The organism is Algiphilus aromaticivorans DG1253, from assembly GCF_000733765.1.
GTDB classification, from domain to species: domain Bacteria; phylum Pseudomonadota; class Gammaproteobacteria; order Nevskiales; family Nevskiaceae; genus Algiphilus; species Algiphilus aromaticivorans.
This window is the reverse complement of record NZ_JPOG01000001.1, coordinates 1,258,253-1,278,503: the sequence shown is the minus strand read 5'-3', so window position 1 is coordinate 1,278,503 and position 20,251 is coordinate 1,258,253. Positions and strand designations below refer to the sequence as shown.

General features: G+C 65.4%; 20 protein-coding genes and 2 tRNA genes. 7 read left to right on the top strand and 15 right to left on the bottom strand.

What is annotated here, in order from left to right:
• Nucleotides 1-4 precede the first annotated feature (4 nt).
• The 3 genes from U743_RS05870 to U743_RS05860 all read right to left on the bottom strand — a co-directional run bounded on the left by U743_RS05870 (nucleotide 5) and on the right by U743_RS05860 (nucleotide 2,420).
• Nucleotides 5-80, bottom strand: a tRNA-Ala gene (locus tag U743_RS05870).
• Nucleotides 81-128: 48 nt separating this feature from the next.
• Nucleotides 129-914 carry a slipin family protein gene (locus U743_RS05865; protein ID WP_043766328.1) on the bottom strand — a complete coding sequence of 262 codons (786 nt, stop codon included), beginning with the start codon at nucleotides 912-914 and terminating at the stop codon, nucleotides 129-131.
• 12 nt (nucleotides 915-926) lie between these two features.
• The gene (locus tag U743_RS05860) at nucleotides 927-2,420 is read right to left on the bottom strand and encodes an NfeD family protein (RefSeq protein WP_198021951.1); all 1,494 of its coding nucleotides are present in this window, start codon (nucleotides 2,418-2,420) and stop codon (nucleotides 927-929) included.
• Nucleotides 2,421-2,588: 168 nt separating this feature from the next.
• Here U743_RS05860 and U743_RS05855 point away from each other — a divergent pair, with 168 nt between their 5' ends.
• Nucleotides 2,589-2,834, top strand: a complete 246-nt coding sequence (locus U743_RS05855; protein ID WP_043766326.1) for a hypothetical protein — start codon at nucleotides 2,589-2,591, stop codon at nucleotides 2,832-2,834.
• 15 nt (nucleotides 2,835-2,849) lie between these two features.
• On the opposite strand, the gene U743_RS05850 is transcribed toward U743_RS05855, so the two are convergent.
• Nucleotides 2,850-3,584 carry an LOG family protein gene (locus tag U743_RS05850; RefSeq protein WP_043766324.1) on the bottom strand — a complete coding sequence of 245 codons (735 nt, stop codon included), beginning with the start codon at nucleotides 3,582-3,584 and terminating at the stop codon, nucleotides 2,850-2,852.
• A 118-nt stretch (nucleotides 3,585-3,702) separates the two neighbouring features.
• Between U743_RS05850 and clpB the strand changes: the two genes are divergently transcribed.
• Genes clpB through U743_RS19040 form a run of 4 tightly spaced genes read left to right on the top strand, consistent with a single transcriptional unit; the run spans nucleotide 3,703 to nucleotide 7,783 of the window.
• A complete protein-coding gene (clpB, locus tag U743_RS05845; RefSeq protein WP_043766321.1) occupies nucleotides 3,703-6,342 on the top strand; it encodes an ATP-dependent chaperone ClpB in 2,640 nt (879 codons plus the stop codon).
• A 39-nt stretch (nucleotides 6,343-6,381) separates the two neighbouring features.
• Nucleotides 6,382-6,822, top strand: a complete 441-nt coding sequence (locus U743_RS05840; RefSeq protein ID WP_043766318.1) for a YeeE/YedE family protein — start codon at nucleotides 6,382-6,384, stop codon at nucleotides 6,820-6,822.
• Entirely contained in the window at nucleotides 6,819-7,232 is a 414-nt protein-coding gene (locus tag U743_RS05835; RefSeq protein ID WP_043766315.1) for a YeeE/YedE family protein, read from the top strand. Before U743_RS05840 ends, U743_RS05835 begins: the two co-directional genes overlap by 4 nt.
• A gap of 11 nt (nucleotides 7,233-7,243) precedes the next feature.
• Complete coding sequence (locus U743_RS19040) at nucleotides 7,244-7,783, top strand: protein-tyrosine phosphatase family protein (RefSeq protein ID WP_052367586.1); 540 nt, start codon at nucleotides 7,244-7,246, stop codon at nucleotides 7,781-7,783.
• Here U743_RS19040 and tadA read toward each other — a convergent pair.
• From tadA to pilB, 7 genes are all read right to left on the bottom strand, one after another.
• Entirely contained in the window at nucleotides 7,767-8,273 is a 507-nt protein-coding gene (gene tadA, locus U743_RS05825) for a tRNA adenosine(34) deaminase TadA (protein ID WP_043766312.1), read from the bottom strand. The two genes, U743_RS19040 and tadA, sit on opposite strands and share 17 nt — an antisense overlap.
• A complete protein-coding gene (locus tag U743_RS05820) occupies nucleotides 8,254-8,463 on the bottom strand; it encodes a DNA gyrase inhibitor YacG (RefSeq protein WP_043771330.1) in 210 nt (69 codons plus the stop codon). The genes tadA and U743_RS05820 overlap by 20 nt, the downstream gene beginning before the upstream one ends.
• Complete coding sequence (zapD, locus tag U743_RS05815; RefSeq protein ID WP_043766309.1) at nucleotides 8,460-9,233, bottom strand: cell division protein ZapD; 774 nt, start codon at nucleotides 9,231-9,233, stop codon at nucleotides 8,460-8,462. The genes U743_RS05820 and zapD overlap by 4 nt, the downstream gene beginning before the upstream one ends.
• Nucleotides 9,234-9,303: 70 nt before the next feature.
• Nucleotides 9,304-9,936, bottom strand: coding sequence for a dephospho-CoA kinase (gene coaE / locus U743_RS05810; protein ID WP_043766305.1), 633 nt, complete (start codon nucleotides 9,934-9,936; stop codon nucleotides 9,304-9,306).
• Nucleotides 9,933-10,784, bottom strand: a complete 852-nt coding sequence (locus U743_RS05805; protein WP_043766303.1) for a prepilin peptidase — start codon at nucleotides 10,782-10,784, stop codon at nucleotides 9,933-9,935. The genes coaE and U743_RS05805 overlap by 4 nt, the downstream gene beginning before the upstream one ends.
• Complete coding sequence (locus U743_RS05800) at nucleotides 10,784-12,001, bottom strand: type II secretion system F family protein (RefSeq protein ID WP_043766301.1); 1,218 nt, start codon at nucleotides 11,999-12,001, stop codon at nucleotides 10,784-10,786. Before U743_RS05800 ends, U743_RS05805 begins: the two co-directional genes overlap by 1 nt.
• A gap of 28 nt (nucleotides 12,002-12,029) precedes the next feature.
• Nucleotides 12,030-13,772 carry a type IV-A pilus assembly ATPase PilB gene (pilB, locus tag U743_RS05795; protein ID WP_052367583.1) on the bottom strand — a complete coding sequence of 581 codons (1,743 nt, stop codon included), beginning with the start codon at nucleotides 13,770-13,772 and terminating at the stop codon, nucleotides 12,030-12,032.
• A gap of 113 nt (nucleotides 13,773-13,885) precedes the next feature.
• Here pilB and U743_RS05790 point away from each other — a divergent pair, with 113 nt between their 5' ends.
• Together U743_RS05790 and U743_RS05785 are read left to right on the top strand one after the other, a co-directional pair.
• Nucleotides 13,886-14,743 carry a DUF4382 domain-containing protein gene (locus tag U743_RS05790; RefSeq protein ID WP_043766298.1) on the top strand — a complete coding sequence of 286 codons (858 nt, stop codon included), beginning with the start codon at nucleotides 13,886-13,888 and terminating at the stop codon, nucleotides 14,741-14,743.
• A gap of 74 nt (nucleotides 14,744-14,817) precedes the next feature.
• Nucleotides 14,818-15,648 (top strand): enoyl-CoA hydratase/isomerase family protein, encoded by an 831-nt coding sequence (locus tag U743_RS05785; RefSeq protein WP_052367582.1) that lies wholly within the window; start codon nucleotides 14,818-14,820, stop codon nucleotides 15,646-15,648.
• Between the two features lie 284 nt (nucleotides 15,649-15,932).
• On the opposite strand, the gene U743_RS05780 is transcribed toward U743_RS05785, so the two are convergent.
• From U743_RS05780 to alaS, 4 genes are all read right to left on the bottom strand, one after another.
• Nucleotides 15,933-16,024 (bottom strand) — tRNA-Ser (locus U743_RS05780).
• An 89-nt stretch (nucleotides 16,025-16,113) separates the two neighbouring features.
• Nucleotides 16,114-16,314, bottom strand: coding sequence for a carbon storage regulator CsrA (gene csrA, locus U743_RS05775; protein ID WP_043766296.1), 201 nt, complete (start codon nucleotides 16,312-16,314; stop codon nucleotides 16,114-16,116).
• A 28-nt stretch (nucleotides 16,315-16,342) separates the two neighbouring features.
• Complete coding sequence (locus tag U743_RS05770) at nucleotides 16,343-17,581, bottom strand: aspartate kinase (protein WP_043766295.1); 1,239 nt, start codon at nucleotides 17,579-17,581, stop codon at nucleotides 16,343-16,345.
• 1 nt (nucleotide 17,582) lies between these two features.
• A complete protein-coding gene (gene alaS, locus U743_RS05765) occupies nucleotides 17,583-20,213 on the bottom strand; it encodes an alanine--tRNA ligase (RefSeq protein ID WP_043766292.1) in 2,631 nt (876 codons plus the stop codon).
• Nucleotides 20,214-20,251: the final 38 nt, after the last annotated feature.

Sequence of the window (20,251 nt, the reverse complement as noted above, 5' to 3'; positions counted from 1 at the left end):
GAAATGGTGGAGCGGAGGAGGATCGAACTCCCGACCTTCGCATTGCGAACGCGACGCTCTCCCAGCTGAGCTACCGCCCCACGCGGCCGCGTAGTTTAGCAGCCAGCGCCGAAAATACCAGGGGTTCTTCAGCCCTGCTCGCGTTCCCGCTTGGCCCTGTCGGCGTCGGCCCAGGCCTTCTCCATGAAGGGCTTGATCAGATCCATGGGCAGCGGGAAGACGATGGTCGAGTTCTTGTCGCCGGCGACGTCGATCAGCGTCTGCATGTAGCGCAGCTGCAGCGCCTGCGGCTGGGCCGAAAGCTCCTTTGCAGCCTGGCTGAGCTTCTCGGCCGCTTCCTGCTCGCCGGTTGCGTGGATCACCTTGGCCCGCCGCGAGCGCTCGGCCTCGGCTTGACGGGCCATGGCGCGGATCATCGAGTCGTTGAGGTCGACATGCTTGATCTCGACATTCGCCACCTTGACGCCCCACGGCTCGGACTGCTCGTCCAGGATCTTCTGAACGTCGGCATTGAGCTTGTCGCGCTCGGTGAGCATCTCGTCGAGTTCGTGCTGGCCAAGCACCGAACGCAGCGTCGTCTGCGCGAGCTGGCTGATGGCCTCGTAGTAGTTCTCCACCTGCAGCATGGCCTTGGAGGGCTCCATGACGCGGAAATAGACCACCGCGTTGACCGAGACCGAGACATTGTCGCGGGAGATGACGTCCTGCGGCGGCACGTCCATGACCACGGTACGCAGGTCGACCTTGAGCATGCGCTGCAGCACCGGGATGACGATGATCAGGCCCGGCCCCTTCATCGCCGTATAACGCCCGAGGGTGAGAATGACGCCGCGTTCGTACTCGGCCAGGACCTTGAAGGCCGAGGCAATCAGCGCGACGAGGACTACAACCAGGGTGAGAATTGCGCTGAACATGGATGACTCCGGTCAGTAGGAAGACTGGGGACCGCCCGACGATCCGTCGGCGGCGACAACATGGGCCGTGAAGCCGTCGTGCCCGGTAACGCGCACGCGCTGCCCCGGTGAAAGGCTTTCGTTGCTGCGAATCTGCCAGCGCTCGCCGTTCAGGCGCATCCATCCGCGGCCGTCGGCGAACTCGACGACCTCGCCGATCTGCCCGTCCAGCGTGCCCTCTTCGCCGGTCGATATACGCGCCTTGCGAGACCGATAGAGCATGTAGAAGGTAATCGCCAGCAGCAGACCCATGGCCAGCGCGAGGCCCACGATAAGGCCGATGTTCACGTCGTATCCCGGCACGTCGCTATCCATGAGGAAGATGGAGCCCAGCACGAAGGCGGCCAGACCGCCGAAGCCGAGGATACCGAAACTGGGGGCCAGCGCCTCGGCAATCATCAGCACGATACCCAGCAGCAGCAGGCCCAGCCCCACGTAGTTAACCGGCATGAGCTGGAAGGCGTAGAGCGCGAGCAGCAGCGCAATGGCGCCCACTGTGCCGGGCAGGATGGCGCCCGGACTGTAACCTTCGAGCAGCAGGCCGTAGATGCCGATCATCATCAGCACGTAGGCAATAGTGGGATTGGTGATGATCGCCAGGAACTGATGACGCCAGCCGGGCTCGTAACGCCGGATATCGGCATTCTCCAGCGCCAGCGTGCGCGTGGCACCGCCATGCATTTCCACTTCCATGCCATGCGCCGAACTCAGCAGCTCGTCGAGCGAGCCGGCGACAAGATCTATGACGTTGCGCTCCAGCGCGGCGTTGGCCGAGATGCTGACGCCTTCACGCACGGCCTCCTCGGCCCAGTCGGCATTGCGCCCGCGCCGCTCGGCGAGCGAGCGGATATAGGCGACAGCATCGTTGATCGCCTTCTTCTCCATGGCGCTGCCGCCGCTGCTGTCGCTTTTCGGCTCCGACGCGGACTCGGACTCCTTCTCCCCCGACTGGTCCCGATCTTCGTCATTGGCGTCCTCGCCGCCCTTGGCCTCGCTGTCGCTGCTCTTGTCCGGAGCGTCACGGTCACCGGGCTGCGGCTGCGGTGCTCCGCCCATCTGCACGGGCGTAGCAGCACCAACATTGGTAGCCGGTGCCATCGCTGCCACATGCGAGGCGTAGAGAATATAGGTGCCGGCGCTGGCGGCGCGCGCGCCTTCGGGCGTCACCCAGGTGATGACCGGCACTTCCGACTGCAGGATGATCTGGATCATGTCGCGCGTCGCTGTGACCAGCCCGCCGGGGGTATCCAGCTCGATCAATACAACGGTGGCACCGTCTTCGACCGCCTCGGCGTGGGCGCTTTCCAGGTAGTCCGAGGTGGCGGGGCTGATAGCGCCGTCGATAGTGATGACGCCCAACTGTGCGCGCGCGGCGTCCGCATCGGTCGCGCCTTCCTGGCCGGCGACCTGCAGCGCGCTGAGGCCCACGCCAGCACCCAGCAGCAGCATTGCCAATGCGCGTTTCATGCTCCTAGGTTATCAGCCCCGTGCCACTGCTGTAGCGTATTTTCAAGCCTAGTCGAGGCCGAGTTAGGAGCCAATGACAATCACTTGCGCGCCCCCTCTTTTTTCTGCCGCCAAACACTGCTAAAAGACGCTTCCCTAAGACCTATTTTCTGCTTCGTGGGAATTGCGATGGCAGCCAAGAAGAAGCCCCGCCCCGAAACCGATTTCGACGACAGCGAAGACGCATTCGACGACAGCGACTCCGTCGACTGGAAGGATGACGATAGCGAGAGCGTCGACGAGAACGGCAAGCAACGCAGCGCCGCCCCGCCGGGCGTGCGCCTGCGCGACTGGCGCGATGTCGAGCGCTTCCGCGAGGATCGCGCGTTGCGCCGCCTCCTCGCCGAGGACGACCTGCTCTTCGACGACGACTGAGCCGCCACAGCGGACTCAGCGGCGCGGGCGCGCCTCCGGCTCCAGACCGCTCACCATGTGAGACACGGCGACGTCGATGTCGTCGCAGATCCGGAACAGCTCCAGATCCTCTTCGCTGATCAGCCCGCGGCGCGCCAGCGCTTGGAAGTCGAGTGCCTCGTTCCAGAACTCGCTGCCGAAGAGCACAACCGGCATGAGCGGCGCCTTGCCGGTCTGCACCAGCGTCAGCAGCTCGAAAAGTTCGTCGAAAGTACCGAAACCGCCCGGGAATACCACCGCCCCGCGCGCAAGATTCATGAACCAGAATTTGCGCATGAAGAAGTAGTGGAACTCGAAGGCGTTCTGCGCCGTCAGGTGGTCATTGAGATGCTGCTCAAAGGGCAAGGAGATGTTCAGCCCGACGTTCAGCCCCGCGTGCACGCGCGCCGCGCCCTCGTGAACAGCCTGCATGATGCCCGGCCCGCCGCCGGTGACGAGGTAGTAGCGATCATTCGGGCGATGCGTCTCGCAGGTCCAGTGCGCCAGCCGCTCGGCCATGTCGACAGCGATGCTGTAGTAGTCCGGCGTAGGTCCAGCCTCCCCCTCGGTGTGCGGCTCCGAGCGCGCCGAGCCGAAGAAGGCCACCGCCCGTCGGATGTTCTGCTGTGCCAGACGGCGCTGCGGCTCCAGGTACTCGCAGAGGATGCGCACGGTCCGTGCCTCCTCACTCATCAGGAACTCGTTGTTTTTGTAGGCCTTGGTCGTCTGCATGGTCACGGTATCGCGCGAAAGGGAGCCGACACCCTACGCCAAGCGCCGCCCCAGCGCCGCTTGAAGCCGAACGCCGCGCCCTCACATTAGAGGGAGTTCACTCGCAAGCAGGTACTCCATGCGCACCGACAAACTCACCAGCCAGTTTCAGCAGGCGCTGGCCGACGCCCAATCACTGGCAGTCGGGCGCGATCACAACGAGATCGCGCCTGTGCATCTCATGCAGGCGCTGCTCGACGCCCAGAACGGGCATACGGGCAAGCTGATCGAGACGGGCGGCGGCGACATCGCCCGGCTGCGCAATGCGCTGGCGCGCGCGCTCGGCGAGCTGCCAACCGTCAAACAGGCCACCGGAGAGGTGGGCATCTCGCAGCCCCTCGGTCGGATCCTCAATCTCTGCGACCGGCTGGCGCAGAAGCGCGGCGACCAGTACATCGCCACCGAACTCTTCCCGTTGGCGGCCCTAGACGACAAGGATCGCCTCGGCGAGCTGCTGCGCGAGGCGGGCGCCCGCAAGGAGTTGCTGGAGAAGGCCATCGACGAGGTTCGCGGTGGCGAAAACGTCGACGACCCCAACGCCGAGGACCAGCGCCAGGCGCTGGAAAAGTACACCCTGGACCTCACCCAGCGCGCCGAGGCCGGCAAGCTCGATCCGGTCATTGGCCGCGACGAGGAGATCCGCCGCGTCGTGCAGGTGCTGTCACGCCGTACCAAGAACAACCCTGTGCTCATCGGCGAGCCCGGCGTCGGCAAGACAGCCATCGTCGAGGGCCTGGCGCAGCGCATCGTCAACGGCGAGGTGCCCGAGAGCCTGAAGTCCAAGCGCGTTCTGTCGCTGGACATGGCTGCACTGATCGCGGGGGCCAAGTTCCGTGGCGAGTTCGAGGAGCGCCTGAAGGGCGTGCTCAAGGACCTTTCCAAGGAAGAAGGTCAGGTCATCCTCTTCATCGACGAGCTGCACACCATGGTCGGCGCCGGCAAGGCCGAGGGCTCCATGGACGCCGGCAATATGCTCAAGCCGGCGCTGGCCCGTGGCGAGCTGCACTGCGTGGGCGCCACCACCCTCGACGAGTATCGCAAGCACATCGAGAAGGACGCCGCGCTGGAGCGGCGCTTCCAGAAAGTGATTGTCGCCGAGCCCTCCGTCGAGGATACCGTGGCCATCCTGCGCGGCCTGAAGGAGCGTTACGAGTTGCATCACGGCGTCGACATCACCGACGCCGCTATCATCGCCGCGGCGCGCCTATCGCATCGCTACATCACGGACCGTCAGCTCCCCGACAAAGCCATCGACCTGATCGACGAGGCCGCCTCGCGTATCCGTATCGAGATCGACTCCAAGCCCGAGGCGCTCGACCGCCTGGAGCGGCGCCTCATCCAGCTCAAGATCGAGCGCGAGGCCATCGGCAGCGACGAGGACGAATCCGCCCGGCGCGGCAAAGCCTCCCTCAACGAGGAGATCACCAAGCTCGAGGCCGAGTACGCAGAGCTGGAGTCCCAGTGGCAGGGTGAGAAAGCCGAGGTCGCCGGCAGCCAGGACATCAAGGAGCAGATCGACCGCGTCCGCACGGAGCTGGAGGCGGCACGGCGTGCCGGCGACCTGAGCCGCATGGCGGAGCTGCAGTACGGCACCATCCCCGAGCTGGAGCGCAAGCTGGCCGAGGAGCAGAAGGCGGCCGAAGCAGAGACTGCCGAGCAATCCGCCGATGGCGCGACCAAGCACCGACTGCTGCGCACGGCCGTCACCGACGAGGAAGTGGCCGAGGTGGTCGCGCGCTGGACCGGCATCCCGGTTGCCAAGCTCGTCGAGGGCGAGCGCGACAAGCTGCTGCGCATGGAAGAGGCGCTGCACGCCCGCGTCATCGGGCAGGAAGAGGCCGTCACTGCCGTCTCCGATGCCATTCGCCGCTCGCGCGCCGGGCTGTCGGACCCGAACCGGCCCATCGGCTCCTTCCTCTTTCTCGGCCCCACCGGAGTCGGCAAGACCGAGCTGTCGAAAGCACTGGCCAACTTCCTCTTTGATACCGAGGAAGCGATGGTGCGCATCGACATGAGCGAGTTCATGGAGCGCCACAGCGTGGCGCGCCTAATCGGCGCCCCGCCCGGCTACGTCGGCTACGAGGAAGGCGGCTATCTCACCGAGACCGTCCGCCGCCGGCCCTACTGCGTGATCCTCCTCGATGAAATCGAGAAGGCACACAGCGACGTCTTCAACATCCTGCTGCAGGTGCTCGACGACGGCCGCCTGACGGACGGTCAGGGCCGCACGGTGGATTTCCGCAACGCGGTCATCGTCATGACCAGCAATCTCGGCTCACAGATGATCCAGGACCTGGGCGACAGTGAGGACTATGCCGGCATCAAGGCGGCGGTGATGGAAACCGTGCGCCAGCACTTCCGGCCGGAGTTCATCAACCGCATCGACGAGGCGGTGGTCTTCCACGCCCTCGACCGCCTGCAGATTCGCGACATCGCGCGCATCCAGGCGCAGAACCTGGTCGACAGACTGGCCGACCGGCAGATCGGCATCACGCTGGAAGACAGCGCGCTCGACCTGCTCGCGGAAGCCGGCTTCGATCCGGTCTACGGTGCACGACCGCTGAAGCGCGCGCTGCAGACGCAGGTGGAAAACCCATTGGCGCGCCAGCTGCTGGACGGCGCCTTCGTGCCGGGCGACCACATCAGCGTGCAGGCGCGCGACGGGGCCATCGCCTTCGAGCGCACCACCACGACCGCGGAAACCGCAGGCGCAGTTTAATATATGCTTATTCTCTGACAGCATTTATCGGAGCGCGGGATGACCGAATTCACGCCGTTGAGCGGCTTCGTCGGCGGCCTCATGATCGGGGCTGCCGCACTCATCGTGCTGCTGGCGCAGGGGCGCATTGCTGGCATAAGCGGCCTTCTGGGCACAGCCATGCAGCAGAATCCAGAAGGTGGCCGCGGCTGGCGCATCGCCTTCCTGATCGGCCTGCCAGCGGGCGCGCTGATCTATGACGTCCTGACCGGCGGCGGGCTGCAGATCCAACCTCAGGTGGGCCTGCCGCTGATGCTGATCGGTGGGCTGCTGGTCGGCTTCGGCACGCGCATGGGCAACGGCTGCACCTCCGGGCACGGCGTCTGCGGCATCGCGCGGCTGTCGAATCGCTCCATCCTCGCCACCGCTACCTTCATGCTGGTGGCCGCGCTCACCGTTTTCGTCATTCGGCACGTACTGGTTGCGGGAGGTGCCGCATGAAGATCCTCGTCGCGGCCCTCGCCGGCATCGTTTTCGGCATCGGCCTGGCGCTGTCCGGCATGAGCGACCCGGCCAAGGTGCTGAACTTTCTGGACGTCGCAGGCAGCTGGGACCCCACACTGGCCTTCGTCATGGGCGGCGCGCTCTGCGTGACAACACCGGGCTTCTACTTCATGCGTCGACGTTCCCGGCCGCTTTTCGCCACCGATTTCCACCTGCCGACGCGCCGCGATATCGACGGCCGGCTGCTAGGCGGCGCGGCAATTTTCGGCCTAGGCTGGGGCGTCGCCGGCCTGTGCCCCGGCCCGGCGCTGGCGGATATCGCTTCCGGCATGCCGGTCATCCTGGCCTTCGTTGCCGCAATGATCGCCGGCGCTCTGCTGCACGACAAAACGGTCGGAGCCCGGTAGTGCACAGAGCCATGCCCCTACCCCGCACCACCTTCGCGACACTGCTGGTCGCTGCCGCCCTGACCCTCGCCGCCTGCGGCGACGAAAGCCGGACGGCTTCACCTGCCGCCGAACGCCTCAGCCTGCCGGAACAGTTCACACCGGAGCCCGACCGTATCGTCACCGGCGCCCTCGACCCGCAGAAGCTGCAAGCCATAGCCGAAGCGGATATTCCGCACGTCATCAGCCTGCAGCCGCGCGACGAGCACCCGGACTTCGACGAGGCAGGAGAGGCCAAGACACTGGGCATCCAACATCACCACCGACCCATCGCCGGCGCCGACGATCTAGACCGTGACGCGGCGATATGGCTGGACGATGTGCTGCGCGAGATCGTCGATGAGGCGGCAGTACTGCACTGCGCCTCCGGCAACCGTGTGGGCGCGCTGATCGCCCTGCGCGCCGCCTGGATAGAGGGCAGGCCGACTGAGGCCGCCATTGCCGAGGGCAAACGCTGGGGCCTGACGAGCCTCGAGAACGCCGTACGCGAGCGGCTCAGCGAGACGAACTGAGCGAATCGCCGCGTCGCGCGCGAAAGAATTCGCGCAGAACATCCCGGCAGGGATCGGCGAGCACGCCGCCCGTCCACTCCGGCGGCTGGTGATTCCGCGCCTCATCGAGAAGAAGGTGTCGCGACACCACCGCACCAGCGAGCGGGTCGTATGCGCCAAAGACCAAGCGGGCGACGCGCGCGTGCAAGATCGCTCCCACGCACATCGCGCAGGGCTCCAGCGTCACGTAGAGGGTGCTTCCGGAAAGTCGATAGTTCGCCTGGCGGCGACCCGCTGCACGCAGCGCGCGAATCTCGGCGTGCGCGGTCGGATCGTGACCGGCGACCGGTCGGTTGGCCGCAGTTGCGACGTGCTGCCCATCGAGAGTAATGACGGCCCCCACGGGCACTTCGCCGCGCTTCGCCGCCGCACGCGCTGCGCTGAGCGCGCGGCGCATCCAGGCGGCATCGTCTGCAGCCCGCCGATCGGGCTCAGTGGCTACGCTCGTCATTGCCATCCGGCGACGCCCAGTCCTCGGACTCGCCGGGAATGACGTGGCGTTCGGTGAACCAGCCCTCCAGATCAATGAGCTTGCAGCGGCGCGAGCAGAAGGGCCGCCAGGGGTTCTCGGACCCAACTGCCACCACCGCATCGCACTGCGGGCAGCGCGCAGCGCTCTTCTTTTGCCGTGCGCCCGTCACAGCGCGCAGCACTGCAGCCGAAAGTCGACGTTGTCCTCGACCGCCTCGGGCCGCTTGTTGACGTCGCTGCAGTAGAGGAAGCGGATGGAGAAACGATGTCGCCCGGCGCTGATCTCCGGAAAGAGGCACTTGTCCTGCGCCAGCAGCACTCTTACCAGGGTATAGGTGCGCTCAGGGGTGTAGACATAGGTGCCCTGCTCCGCGCGCTGCTCGCTGGGGGTCGTGCTCGATCGCAGCAGCTGCATGTAGAGCGTGATCGCCCGCCGGAAAGGCTCGAGATCGGCATACCAGGCTTCGAGATCACGGCGCGCGCGCTGTTCCGGCATTCCCAGCCAGTGATGCAACAGCGGCAGGTCGAAGCCGCAGGTGCCGCCGGGAATCGTCGCCCGGTTGAGGATGGAGACGAGGAATTCATTGTCGCGCAGCATCTGCTGGGCGAACTGTGAACTGAGCGCATTCAGCGCATTGACCACTGCGTCGATCTCGTCGAGCGTGCTCTGCAGGCGCTGCGGATCGACCCCAGGCTTTTCTGCGAGCTGCGCGAGATTGTCGTGCTGCTCAGAGAGTTCCTTGACGATCTCCACCTTGAGATCGGAGCGCGAAACCACCGACATGATGTCGAGCAGGCTGTGCAGCGTGGCACGCAGCCCCCATTCGGAATCATCCGCAGCGTGGTGCGCATGCTGGGCAAAAAGCGTCTCCAGGCGCAAGAAAGTGCGCACACGCTCGTTCAGCGGTTGCTCGAATGCCACCCAGCCGTTCTGGCTCACACCGTCTCCGATGGCTCGTGAAGGAGGCGTGCATTGTGCGCGCGCACCTGCCCCCTTTCAATGCGCCCGCTCATGGCAGCCGAATCCGCTCAGAGGTGTCGGCCTCGCCAGCCGCAAGGCGGCTATAGAAATCGTGCAGGCGCTCGACACCGGCTTCCAGCGCCGTCACATCACTGCTGTTGCACAGCACATCGTCGGCCGCCGACAGTCGCGTCTGACGGTTGACCTGGGCAGCGAGCATGCGCTCGGCCATGTCGGCGTCGACCGCGTCGCGCGCCATGACACGATCTCGCTGCTGGGCCTCCTCGGCATCCACCACCAGTACGCGGTCACAAAGCCGCGCGAGACCGCCCTCCACCATCAGCGCCGCCGAGAGCACGCCGTACGGCGCCGTTAGAGCCTCTCGCCACGCCAGCAGGCGCTCACGGATAGCGGGGTGCGTGATCGCCTCGAGATCGCGACGCGCACCCTCGTCGTTGAAGACGATCGCGCGCAAACCCGATCGATCCAGACAACCCTCGGCATCCAGCACCGCCTCGCCGAAGCGCTCGGCGATGGCAGCCAGCGCGGGCTCCCCGGGGGCGACCACCTCGCGCGCGACCTGATCTGCATCGATCACGGGCACGCCGAGGGCGGCAAAGGCCCGCTCGACCGTGGACTTGCCGCTGGCCACGCCGCCGGTCAGGCCGACGACCAGGCTCATGGCATCACCAGCGCCGGCGGGATCGGCAATAGCAGCCAGAGCACGCCCGCCGCAGCGATGAAGGGACCGAAGGGCATCGCGTGGCCGGCGCCCAGCTGACCGGAGACGCGCATGCCGATACCCACCACGGCGCCGGCTCCGGAGGCCATGAGCAGCAGCATGGGCAATGCCGGCCAGCCGAACCAGGCCCCCAGTACCGCCAGCAGCTTGAAATCACCGTAGCCCATGCCCTCCTTGCCGGTAACCAGTTTGAAGAGTACGAAGACACTCCAGAGCACCAGATAACCGGCCGCCGCACCAATGACCGCCTGCGACAGCGGCGCGAAGAAGCCATTCAGGTTCAGCAGAAGCCCGAGCCACAGCAAAGGTAGCGTGAGATTGTCCGGGAGCAGCTGGGTGTTCCAGTCGATCACGGCTGCGGCCAGCAGCGTGAAGACCAGGACCAGAGCGGCGGCGAGCTCCCAGCCGAAACCGAAGCGCCAGGCGCAGGCCGCCGCCAGCAGGCCGGCTCCGGCCTCCACCAACGGATACTGCATCGAGACCGGCTTGCCACAGCAAGCCGCGCGACCCCGCAGCAGCAGCCAGGACAGAACAGGGATATTGCGCCAGGGCGCGATCGGCGTGCCGCAGTGCGGGCAGCGCGAGGCCGGCCGTATCAGGCTGAGGCGCTCGCCCTGCTCTGCCGGCATCTCCAGCACCACGCGCGCCTCGCTCTGCCAAGCGTTCTCCAGCATGCGCGGCAAGCGCAGGATGACGACGTTGAGAAAGCTGCCGACCATCAGGCCGAAGAGCGCGCAGACGGCAACCAGCGCCGCCGGCGAGGCGGCGAGCAACTCGACGATACCCACTAGACGACCTGGCCGAGCTGGAAGATGGGCAGGTACATCGCCACGACGAGGCCGCCGACGAGAATGCCCAGCACCGCCATGATCAACGGCTCGAGCAGACTCGATAGCGAGTCGACCAGAGAATCGACCTCCGACTCATAGTAATCAGCGACCTTGGCGCACATGGCGTCCAGAGAGCCCGACTCCTCGCCGATGGCCACCATCTGCGTCGCCATCGGCGGGAATAGCCCGGCGGCCTGCATGCCCTGATTCAGCTGCGTGCCGCTAGCCACCTCGTCGCGGATCTCGTAGATCGCCTCTTCAAAGATGACGTTGCCGGCCGCGCGAGCCACCGGGTCCAATGCCTCCACCAGCGGCACGCCGGCGGCGAACATGGTCGAAAGCGTGCGGTGATAGCGCGCCAGTGCAGACTTGTGGAGGATGACCCCGACAATGGGCATGCGCAGCATCACCCGGTCGATCAGACGTCGCAGACGCGGTGATCGCTTCTTGGTCCAGGTAAAGGCGAAGCCGACAGCGCCGATGCCGAGCAGAATGATCCACCACCATTCCTGGACAAATTCAGACAGCGCGATAACGAAGAGCGTGAAGACCGGCAGATCGGCACCGAAACCCTGGAAGAGGTCCTGGAACTGCGGCACGACGAAGTAGAGCAGGATGCCGGTTACGATGAAGGCCACCACCACCACGGCCGCCGGATAGGTCAGCGCTTTCTTGACCTTCTTGCGGATGGCCTCGGTCTTCTCCTTGTAGATCGCGACCTTGTCGAGCAGATTCTCCAGCGTGCCGGACTTCTCGCCGGCATCGACCAGGTTCACGAAAAGATCATCGAAGTGCGCCGGGTGTCGCGACAGCGCCTCCGAGAAGGAGTTGCCGGCCTCGACATCCGCCTTCAGCGCCAGAATGAGCTCGCCCATCGAGGGGTTGTCGTGCCCTTGCCCGACAAGCTCCAGCGCCTGAACCAGTGGCAGACCCGCCGTCATCATCGTCGCCATCTGGCGCGCGAAGATGGCGATATCCTCGGTCTGGATTTTCTTCTTGCGCGGCCCGAAAAGACCGGACTGCTTGCGCACGCGCAGCGGGTTGATGCCCTGCTTGCGCAATGCACGCTTGACATCGGTTTCGCTGCGTCCGCTGGTCTGGCCCTTGACCCGCTTGCCCTTGCGGTCCTTGCCCTCCCAGCTGAAGAGCACGTCCTTGCTGGCTGCCTCCGCCATTCTTTCTCCGAAGTTCGTAGTGCCGCGCCTATTCGACCGTCACGCGGTTGGCTTCCTTGAGGTCGATGGCGCCATCCGCCACCTTCTTGAGCACGGACTGGCGGAGATCACGCACGCCTTCCTTCTCCGCCTGATCCGCGATGTCGATCGCATTGCCGCCTTCCATGATGATCCGGCCGATGGCCTCGGTCACAGGCATGACCTGATAGATGCCCGTCCGCCCCTTGTAGCCGTTGTTGCACTCCTCGCAGCCTTCGACGTTCGCCTCGAAGATCTGGAAGTCCTCAGAATCGACCTGCTCCTCGCTGAAGCCCTCCTTGATCAGCTCCAGGCGCGGGATGTCAGCCGGCTTGCGGCACACTTGGCAAAGGCGGCGCGCGAGGCGCTGAGCGATGATCAAACTGACACTGGAGGCGATGTTGTAGGCCGGCACGCCCATATTGAGCAGGCGCGTCAGCGTCTGCGGCGCATCGTTGGTATGCAATGTCGAGAGAACCAGGTGGCCGGTCTGCGCGGCCTTGATGGCGATCTCGGCGGTTTCCAGATCACGTACCTCGCCGACCATGATCACGTCCGGATCCTGGCGCAGGAAAGCCTTCAGCGCCGAGGCAAAGGTCAGGCCGACGCGTGGATTGACGTTGACCTGGTTGATACCGGGCAGGTTGATTTCGGCCGGGTCCTCGGCCGTGGAAATATTCACGCCTTCCTGGTTGAGAATATTGATGCCGGTGTACAGCGACACCGTCTTGCCCGAACCGGTGGGGCCAGTCACAAGAATCATTCCCTGCGGCCGCTGCAGCGCTTTCTCGTAGAGCTCGCGCTGGTCGTCCTCGTAGCCCAGCGCCTCGATGCCGAGCATCGCGCTGTTGGAATCGAGGATACGCAGCACGATCTTCTCGCCCCACAACGTCGGGCAGGTGCTCATGCGAAAGTCGATGGAGCGCTGCGCCGAGAGTCTGAGCTTGATGCGACCATCCTGCGGCACACGGCGCTCCGCGATATCCAGCCGCGACAGTACCTTCAGGCGCGCAGCCAGTCGATTCGCCATCTGGATGGGCGGCTTGGCGAACTCCTTGAGCTGCCCGTCGACACGCATGCGCACGCGAAAGAAGCGTTCATAGGGCTCGAAGTGGATATCGGAGGCCCCGCGTCGAATCGCATCGAGCAGGATCTTGTTGATGTACCGGACGATTGGCGCATCTTCAGCCTCGCTGGCTGTAGCCTCGACGCCTTTCTGATCCACCTCCTGGCTCTCGAGATCGAGATCTTCCAGCCCCGCCTCATCGGCCGACAGGCTGGCGGCATCGGCCGCTGAGAGCGCGGTTTCGAGAGCCTTTCCCAGCTTGTCGTCCTCGACCACCACCGCTTCGGCCTGCAGGCCGGTCGCGAACTTGATCTCTTCGAGGATCTGGATCTGCGATGGATCCGATAGCGCCACGAAGAGCCGTTTGCCGCGCTTGTGAATGGGCAGCGCCCGATGCTTGCGCAGCAGCTTCTCGCCCATCTCCTCGGCGAGCGCGGGGTCGAAGTGAAGCGCCGAGAGGTCCACCAGCGGCAGTCCGAACTCGCGGCTGGCGACGCTGGCGAGCCGGCGCGCTGAAGCCCAGTTCTGCTCGACGGCGTAGGAGACCAGGGACTGATCACCCTTTTGCAAGCGCTGCTGTGCGGCGCGCGCCCGCTCCTCGCTGAGCACGCCCTCGGCGACCATGCGCCGGGCGAGACCTCCGAGATAGCCTTTGTTTGCGGCAATTGCCTGCGGATTGACCGCCATGCATGCATCCCTATGAAGAGCAATCTATAGTGTTCGTAGCGCGATCCGACGTCAACGCGCCATCGCCCTGTTCCCTCCCCCTGAGCCACCTTCCATCGGATACCGGCATCTCCGTGCGCACACTTCTTCTGCTGACGCCTCTTGCCCTGCTTCTAGCTGCCTGCGAGGAAGGCGAGATCACCATCCGCCTTACCGACGCACCCGCTGACGACCTCACTCGCTTCGAGATCGGTCTTGCGGGAGTCGATATCGAGCACGAGGACGGCGACACCACGCGATTCGACTTTGATCCGCCGCGCGTGATCGACATTGTCCCCCTGCGCGACGGCAACAGCATCACCCTCATCGATGCCGCGCGCGTCGATGCCGACGATTATCGCGCCGTGCAACTCCGCTTCGAGCCCCCCACGAATACCGGCGGTGGCCGTCCGGCAGCCCGTTTCAACGGCGATCAGCTCGACATCCGCTACGAAGAAGAAGAGGCGCGCTTCGAGGTCGAATTCTCGATCGACGACTTCGACAGCGAGAACCTGCTTCTCGATCTCGACCTCCGTCGCAGTGTGCGCGAGAACGATGAGGATATCGGTAATGCTCGACTACGCTTTATTCCTCAGATGCGGGCCGTCGTAACCGGGGATGCCGGCGCCATCGCGGGCACCCTAGGCCCCAATGTCGTCAACCGAGCCCAGTGCAGCCCCGGCGTCTATGTCTACGAAGGCTTCGACCAGTCCCCGACCACGCTCGGGAGCGACGATCCTCCGCTGGTTTCAAAGGTGCCGCGCAACGTCAACATCACTGGCGCGCCTTATCGCATTGAGGCGATCGACGACGGGGAATACACCATCGCGGTCACTTGCGATGCCGGCATAGACGACCCGGACCCCGACGAGGTCGAAGCAGACGTCAACTTCATCGCGACCGCCAACGTCCGCGTGCGCGCCGGGCAGACCGTGACGCGCGACTTTCCTTAGCCCCGGCGTCTCGGCCCGAGCACATCGCGGGCGAGTCACCCGTCCATCCAGCATCGTTCCCCTCGCCTGCGATCATGAGCGACTCCAATCTGCTGTCATCCCGCGACGGCAACATCCTGACCGTCACCTTCAACCGCGAAGACAAACTGAACGCGATGACGCGCAGCTTCCTGGCTGATCTAAAGGCCGAGCTGGAGGCCGTGCGCCACGACGACGCGATTTCCGTCGTCGTGCTCAAGGCGACCGGAAAAGCCTTCACCACCGGCTACGACTTGCAGGGTGGCGACTGGGTCCTTTCACAGAACCCGGCTGAGTCCGGTGGGCGCCTGGACATCGCCCGCGATCGCGAGGATATCCGGGAGCTACTGGAGTACTGGTGGACAATTTGGAAGTTCCCCAAACCGATCATTGCCCAGGTACAGGGCTTGTGCCTGTCCGGCGGCGGAGAGCTCATCGCCATGTGTGACCTTGTGGTGGCGGCCGATTCCGCCCGCTTCGGTCATCCAGCCAGCCGCGATCTCGGCATCCCGCCGACGGTGTTCCTCTGGCCCATGCTGATCGGCATGCGCAAAACCCGGGAGTTCCTCTACACAGCAAGGTTGTTCAGCGCGACCGAGGCGGAGCGCCTTGGCCTCGTCAATCGGGTGGTAACACCGGACCAGCTGGATGGGACCGTCAACGAGCTGGCGCAGGACGTGGCGCGAACCCCGACCGCCAACCTGACGCTGCTCAAGAAGGCGACCAGCTGCTTCTACGAGAACATGGGGCTGTTCGCCTCGGGGGAGCAAGCCGCGGATCTCGATGCCGTCTTTCACCAGAGTGAGAGCTTCGTGAGCTTCTTCGCGACCGTGGCCGAGCGCGGCGTGGAAGCGGCGCTTGCGGAACGCCGCCAGCGCTTCGGCTAGACGCATGGGGCTGTTCGGGCTCACCTAGGACGTAGAGCTTCTCCAGGCGGCGCGGGCACTGCGGCCCGAATGCGACGCGCCTTGCTCCGGACCGATCAGCCGGAAACGAGCACTTGTGGGATAGAGGGACTGCGGCGGCTGCGCCACCGCCCTTCGGGCTCGCTTCCCTCGCGCCACCCGGCTGCCGCCGGGTGGTCGAACCCGGGCACTGTCTTATCGAGGGTTCGAATCCTGGGCACTTGGCGCCACTCGTGCGTTGCGCCTGGCCACCGGATTCGTTTGCTTGGCGGAGAGAGAGGGATTCGAACCCTCGATGGGGTGTTAGCCCCATACTCCCTTAGCAGGGGAGCGCCTTCGACCGCTCGGCCATCTCTCCGTGATCATTCCACTGTGCCGGCCGTCAAGCCGGTGCGCGCATTGTAAGGATTTGCGGCAGCGCTGTCTTCCCGCTGCGCGCAACGCGCCTCAATCTTCCTCGTCTTCGCTCTTCTTTCGGGAGACTTCGCCCTGGCGCAAGCGCTCGGCGACTTCCTCGCGATGCACAGCCACATCCGGCGGGGCCTTGATGCCGATACGCACCTGGTTGCCCTTGATGCCCAATACCGTCAGCGAAACATCATCACCGATATTCAGCGTCTCGCCGACGCGACGGGTAAGAATCAGCAAGGGGGTGCTCCTATATAGTTATATCGAATCATGGCGTTACCGCGGACTCTTCGTCGAGCCGGAAAGCTCGGTGCAGCGTGCGTACGGCGAGCTCGACGTACTTCTCCTCGATGACCACCGAGATCTTGATCTCGGAGGTCGAGATCATACGGATATTGATGTTCTCGGCGGCCAGCGCGTTGAACATCTCCGAGGCAATGCCGGCATGGCTACGCATGCCGACGCCGACGACGCTCAGCTTGGCGATATTGTCGTCGCCGGTGGCGCTGCGCGCGCCCAGATCGCGACAGATATCGTCCATCAGGGCGCGGGCGCGGGCGTAATCGTTCTTGTGCACGGTGAAGGTGAAGTCCGTCGTACCATCGGCACCGACGTTCTGCACGATCATGTCGACCTCGATGTTGGCCGCACCGATGGGGCCGAGCACGCGCGCGGCGATGCCGGGCCGGTCGGGCACACCCTGCAGCGTGATCTGCGCCTCGTCACGATTGAAGGCGATGCCGGAAATCAGTGGTTCTTCCACGCCATTGGACTCCTGATCTAGGGTGATCAGCGTGCCGGGACCTTCCTCGAAAGTCGACAGCACGCGCAAGGGAACACGGTACTTGCCGGCGAATTCGACGGCACGGATCTGTAGCACCTTGGAGCCGAGACTGGCCAGCTCCAACATCTCTTCGAAGGTGATCTGGGACAGTCGGCGTGCACGCGGCTCGACGCGCGGGTCGGTGGTGTAGACGCCGTCGACGTCAGTGTAAATCTGGCACTCATCGGCGCCCAGCGCAGCGGCGAGCGCCACGCCCGTGGTATCGGAGCCACCACGACCCAGCGTCGTAATATTACCGGCGTCATCCACACCCTGGAAGCCGGCGACCACGGCCACCGCCCCCTCGTCGAGGGTGACGCGCAGCGCCTCGGTCTCGATCTTGCGAATGCGCGCCTTGCCGTGTGCGCTGTCGGTGCGAATGGGCACCTGGTGGCCGAGGAAGGAGCGCGCCGAAACGCCGCGCGCCTGCAGTGCAATAGCGAGCAGGCCAATGGTGACTTGCTCGCCCGTGGCAACGATCTGGTCGTACTCTCGCTGGCTTGGGGCCGCGCTTACCTCGCCGACCAGCCCAATCAGGCGATTCGTTTCTCCGGACATGGCCGAAACCACGACCACGACCTGGTCGCCACGCGCACGCGCCGCCGCGACCTTGTCCGCGACGTGGCAGATGCGCTTGGTGTCGCCGACGGAGGTACCGCCGTACTTCTGGACGAGCAGCGCCATGTCAGCCCTCCAGCTGCGCGGCGACCCAGTCGGCAGCCTTGCCGAGGGCGACGTCGAGATGCTCGGGCTGCGGGCCGCCGGCCTGCGCCATATCCGGCCGGCCACCGCCCTTGCCGCCGACCTGCGCGGCGATCTCCTTGATGAGAGCGCCCGCCGAGAGCTTGTCGGTGAGATCCTTGGTCACGCCGGCGATGAGCACGGCCTTACCATCCTTCTCGGCGCCGAGAACGATGACCCCGCTGCCGAGGCGCTCCTTCAGCTTGTCCATCATTCCGCGCAGTGCACCGGCGTCGTCGATTTCCACGCGGCTGGCAAGCAGATTGACGCCGGCGATCTCCTTGGCCTGCGCCAGCAGATCGCCGCCCGTGCCCTGGGCGAGCTTGTCGCGCGCCTGCTGCAGCGCGCGCTCGGTCTCACGGTTGCGCGTGACCAGGCCCTGCAGCTTGCTGACCAGATCGTCCGGCGTGGCGCGCAGCAGCTCGGCCGCTTCGCGCAGGCGGGATTCGGTGTCGCGCATATGCCGGATCACGGCTTCGCCCGTGATGGCCTCAATGCGTCGCACGCCAGCCGAGACGCCGCCCTCGTGGACGATACGGAAGGCGCCGATGTCGCCGGTGCGCGCCACGTGCGTGCCGCCGCATAGCTCAACTGAGTAGTCGCCCAGCGCCAGCACGCGCACAGTGTCGCCGTACTTCTCCCCGAACATGGCGATGGCGCCGCGGTCGATGGCCTCCTGATAGGCACAGACATCGGTTTCGGCTGCGACATTGGCGCGGATCTGCGCGTTGACCTCGTCCTCGATGCGCGTCAGCTCCTCGGCGCTCACCGGCTGCGTGTGCGAGAAATCGAAACGCAGGCGCTCGGGTGCCACCAGCGAGCCCTTCTGCGCCACATGCGTGCCCAGCACCTTGCGCAGCGCGGCGTGCAGCAGATGCGTAGCGGAATGATTGCGTACAACTTGCCCGCGCCGATCGGCATCGATCTCGGCCTTGACGTGATCGCCCACGCGCAGCCTTCCCTCAGCCAACTCGCCGATGTGACCGGGCGTGGCGGCGCGCAGCGCCTGCGTGTCGCGCACTTCGAAGCGCGTGCCGGGCGCGCTGATAACGCCGGTATCGCCCACCTGCCCGCCGGCTTCGCCGTAGAAAGGCGTCCGGTCGAGGAAAACCACGGCCTGACCACCCTGCCCGGCCTCCAGCGTCTCGGCGGGCTGACCATCGATCAGGATGGCCTGCACGACGGCGCCATGCTCCAGGGCCTCGTAGCCGGTGAACTCGGATGGCGCCAGATCTTCCGGCAGCTGGCCGTAGTCGCCCTCGAAGCGGCTGGCCGCGCGCGCGCGGCTGCGCTGCTCTGCCATGGAGGCCTCGAAGCCTTCCATGTCCACGTGCATGCCGCGCTCGCGCAGGATGTCGGCGGTGAGATCGACCGGAAAACCGTGCGTGTCGTAGAGGTGGAAGGCCACCTCGCCCGGCAGGATCTTGCCGGTGTGCTGCTGCAGCTGCTCGTCGAGCAACTTCAGGCCGCGATCAAGCATCTGCGCGAAGGCTTCTTCCTCGCCATGGATCGTGCGCTCCAGTTGCTCGCGCATCGTCGCCAGCTCGCCGTAGGCCTCGCCCATGACCTCGCCCAGCGGCGCGACCAGGCGATGCAGGAAGGGGCTGCGCGCGCCCAGCTTGTGGCCATGACGCGCCGCCCGCCGGATGATCCGGCGCAACACGTAGCCGCGCCCCTCGTTGCCCGGCAGCACGCCGTCGCAGATGAGGAAGCTGGTGGCGCGGATGTGGTCAGCGATGACCTTCAGCGAAGCGGCATTGTCCTGCGGCACACCCAGGACTTCGGCCGCCGCCGCCATCAGACGCTGGAAGGCGTCGGTGTCATAGTTGGAATGCTTGCCCTGCAGCACGGCGGCCAGCCGCTCGAGTCCCATGCCCGTATCGACGCTGGGCGCCGGCAGCGGCGTCAGTGTGCCGTCGGCGGCGCGGTCGTACTGCATGAAGACCAGATTCCAGATCTCGATGAAGCGGTCGCCGTCCTCTTCGGGGGTACCGGGCGGGCCGCCCGGAACGTCGGGGCCGTGGTCAAAGAAGATCTCGCTGCAGGGCCCGCAGGGGCCGGTGTCGCCCATCTGCCAGAAGTTGTCCGAGCCGCCATCGGGCTTGTCGCCGATGCGCAGGATGCGCGCCTCGGGCAGGCCGATATCGTCGCGCCAGACGGCATAGGCCTCGTCGTCGCTTTCGTAGACCGTAGCCAGCAGCTTGTCGGCCGGCAGGCCCAGCCATTCCTCGGAGGTTAGGAACTCCCAGGCATAGACGATGGCTTCGCGCTTGAAATAGTCACCGAAGCTGAAATTGCCCAGCATCTCGAAGAAGGTGTGATGCCGCGCCGTGTAGCCGACGTTCTCGAGATCGTTGTGCTTGCCGCCGGCGCGCACGCAGCGCTGGCTGCTCGCCGCGCGCTGATAATCGCGCTTCTCGCGGCCAAGGAAGACCTCCTTGAAGGGCACCATGCCGGCATTCGTGAACAGCAGCGTCGGGTCATTGGTGGGCACGAGGGAGGCCGACGGCACGACACGGTGGTCGCGCGCCTCGAAGTAGCTCAGAAAGCGGCTGCGCAGGGTATTGCTGTCCATGGGTCCGCGGCGCGGGCAAAAGAGGCGGTATGGTAGCC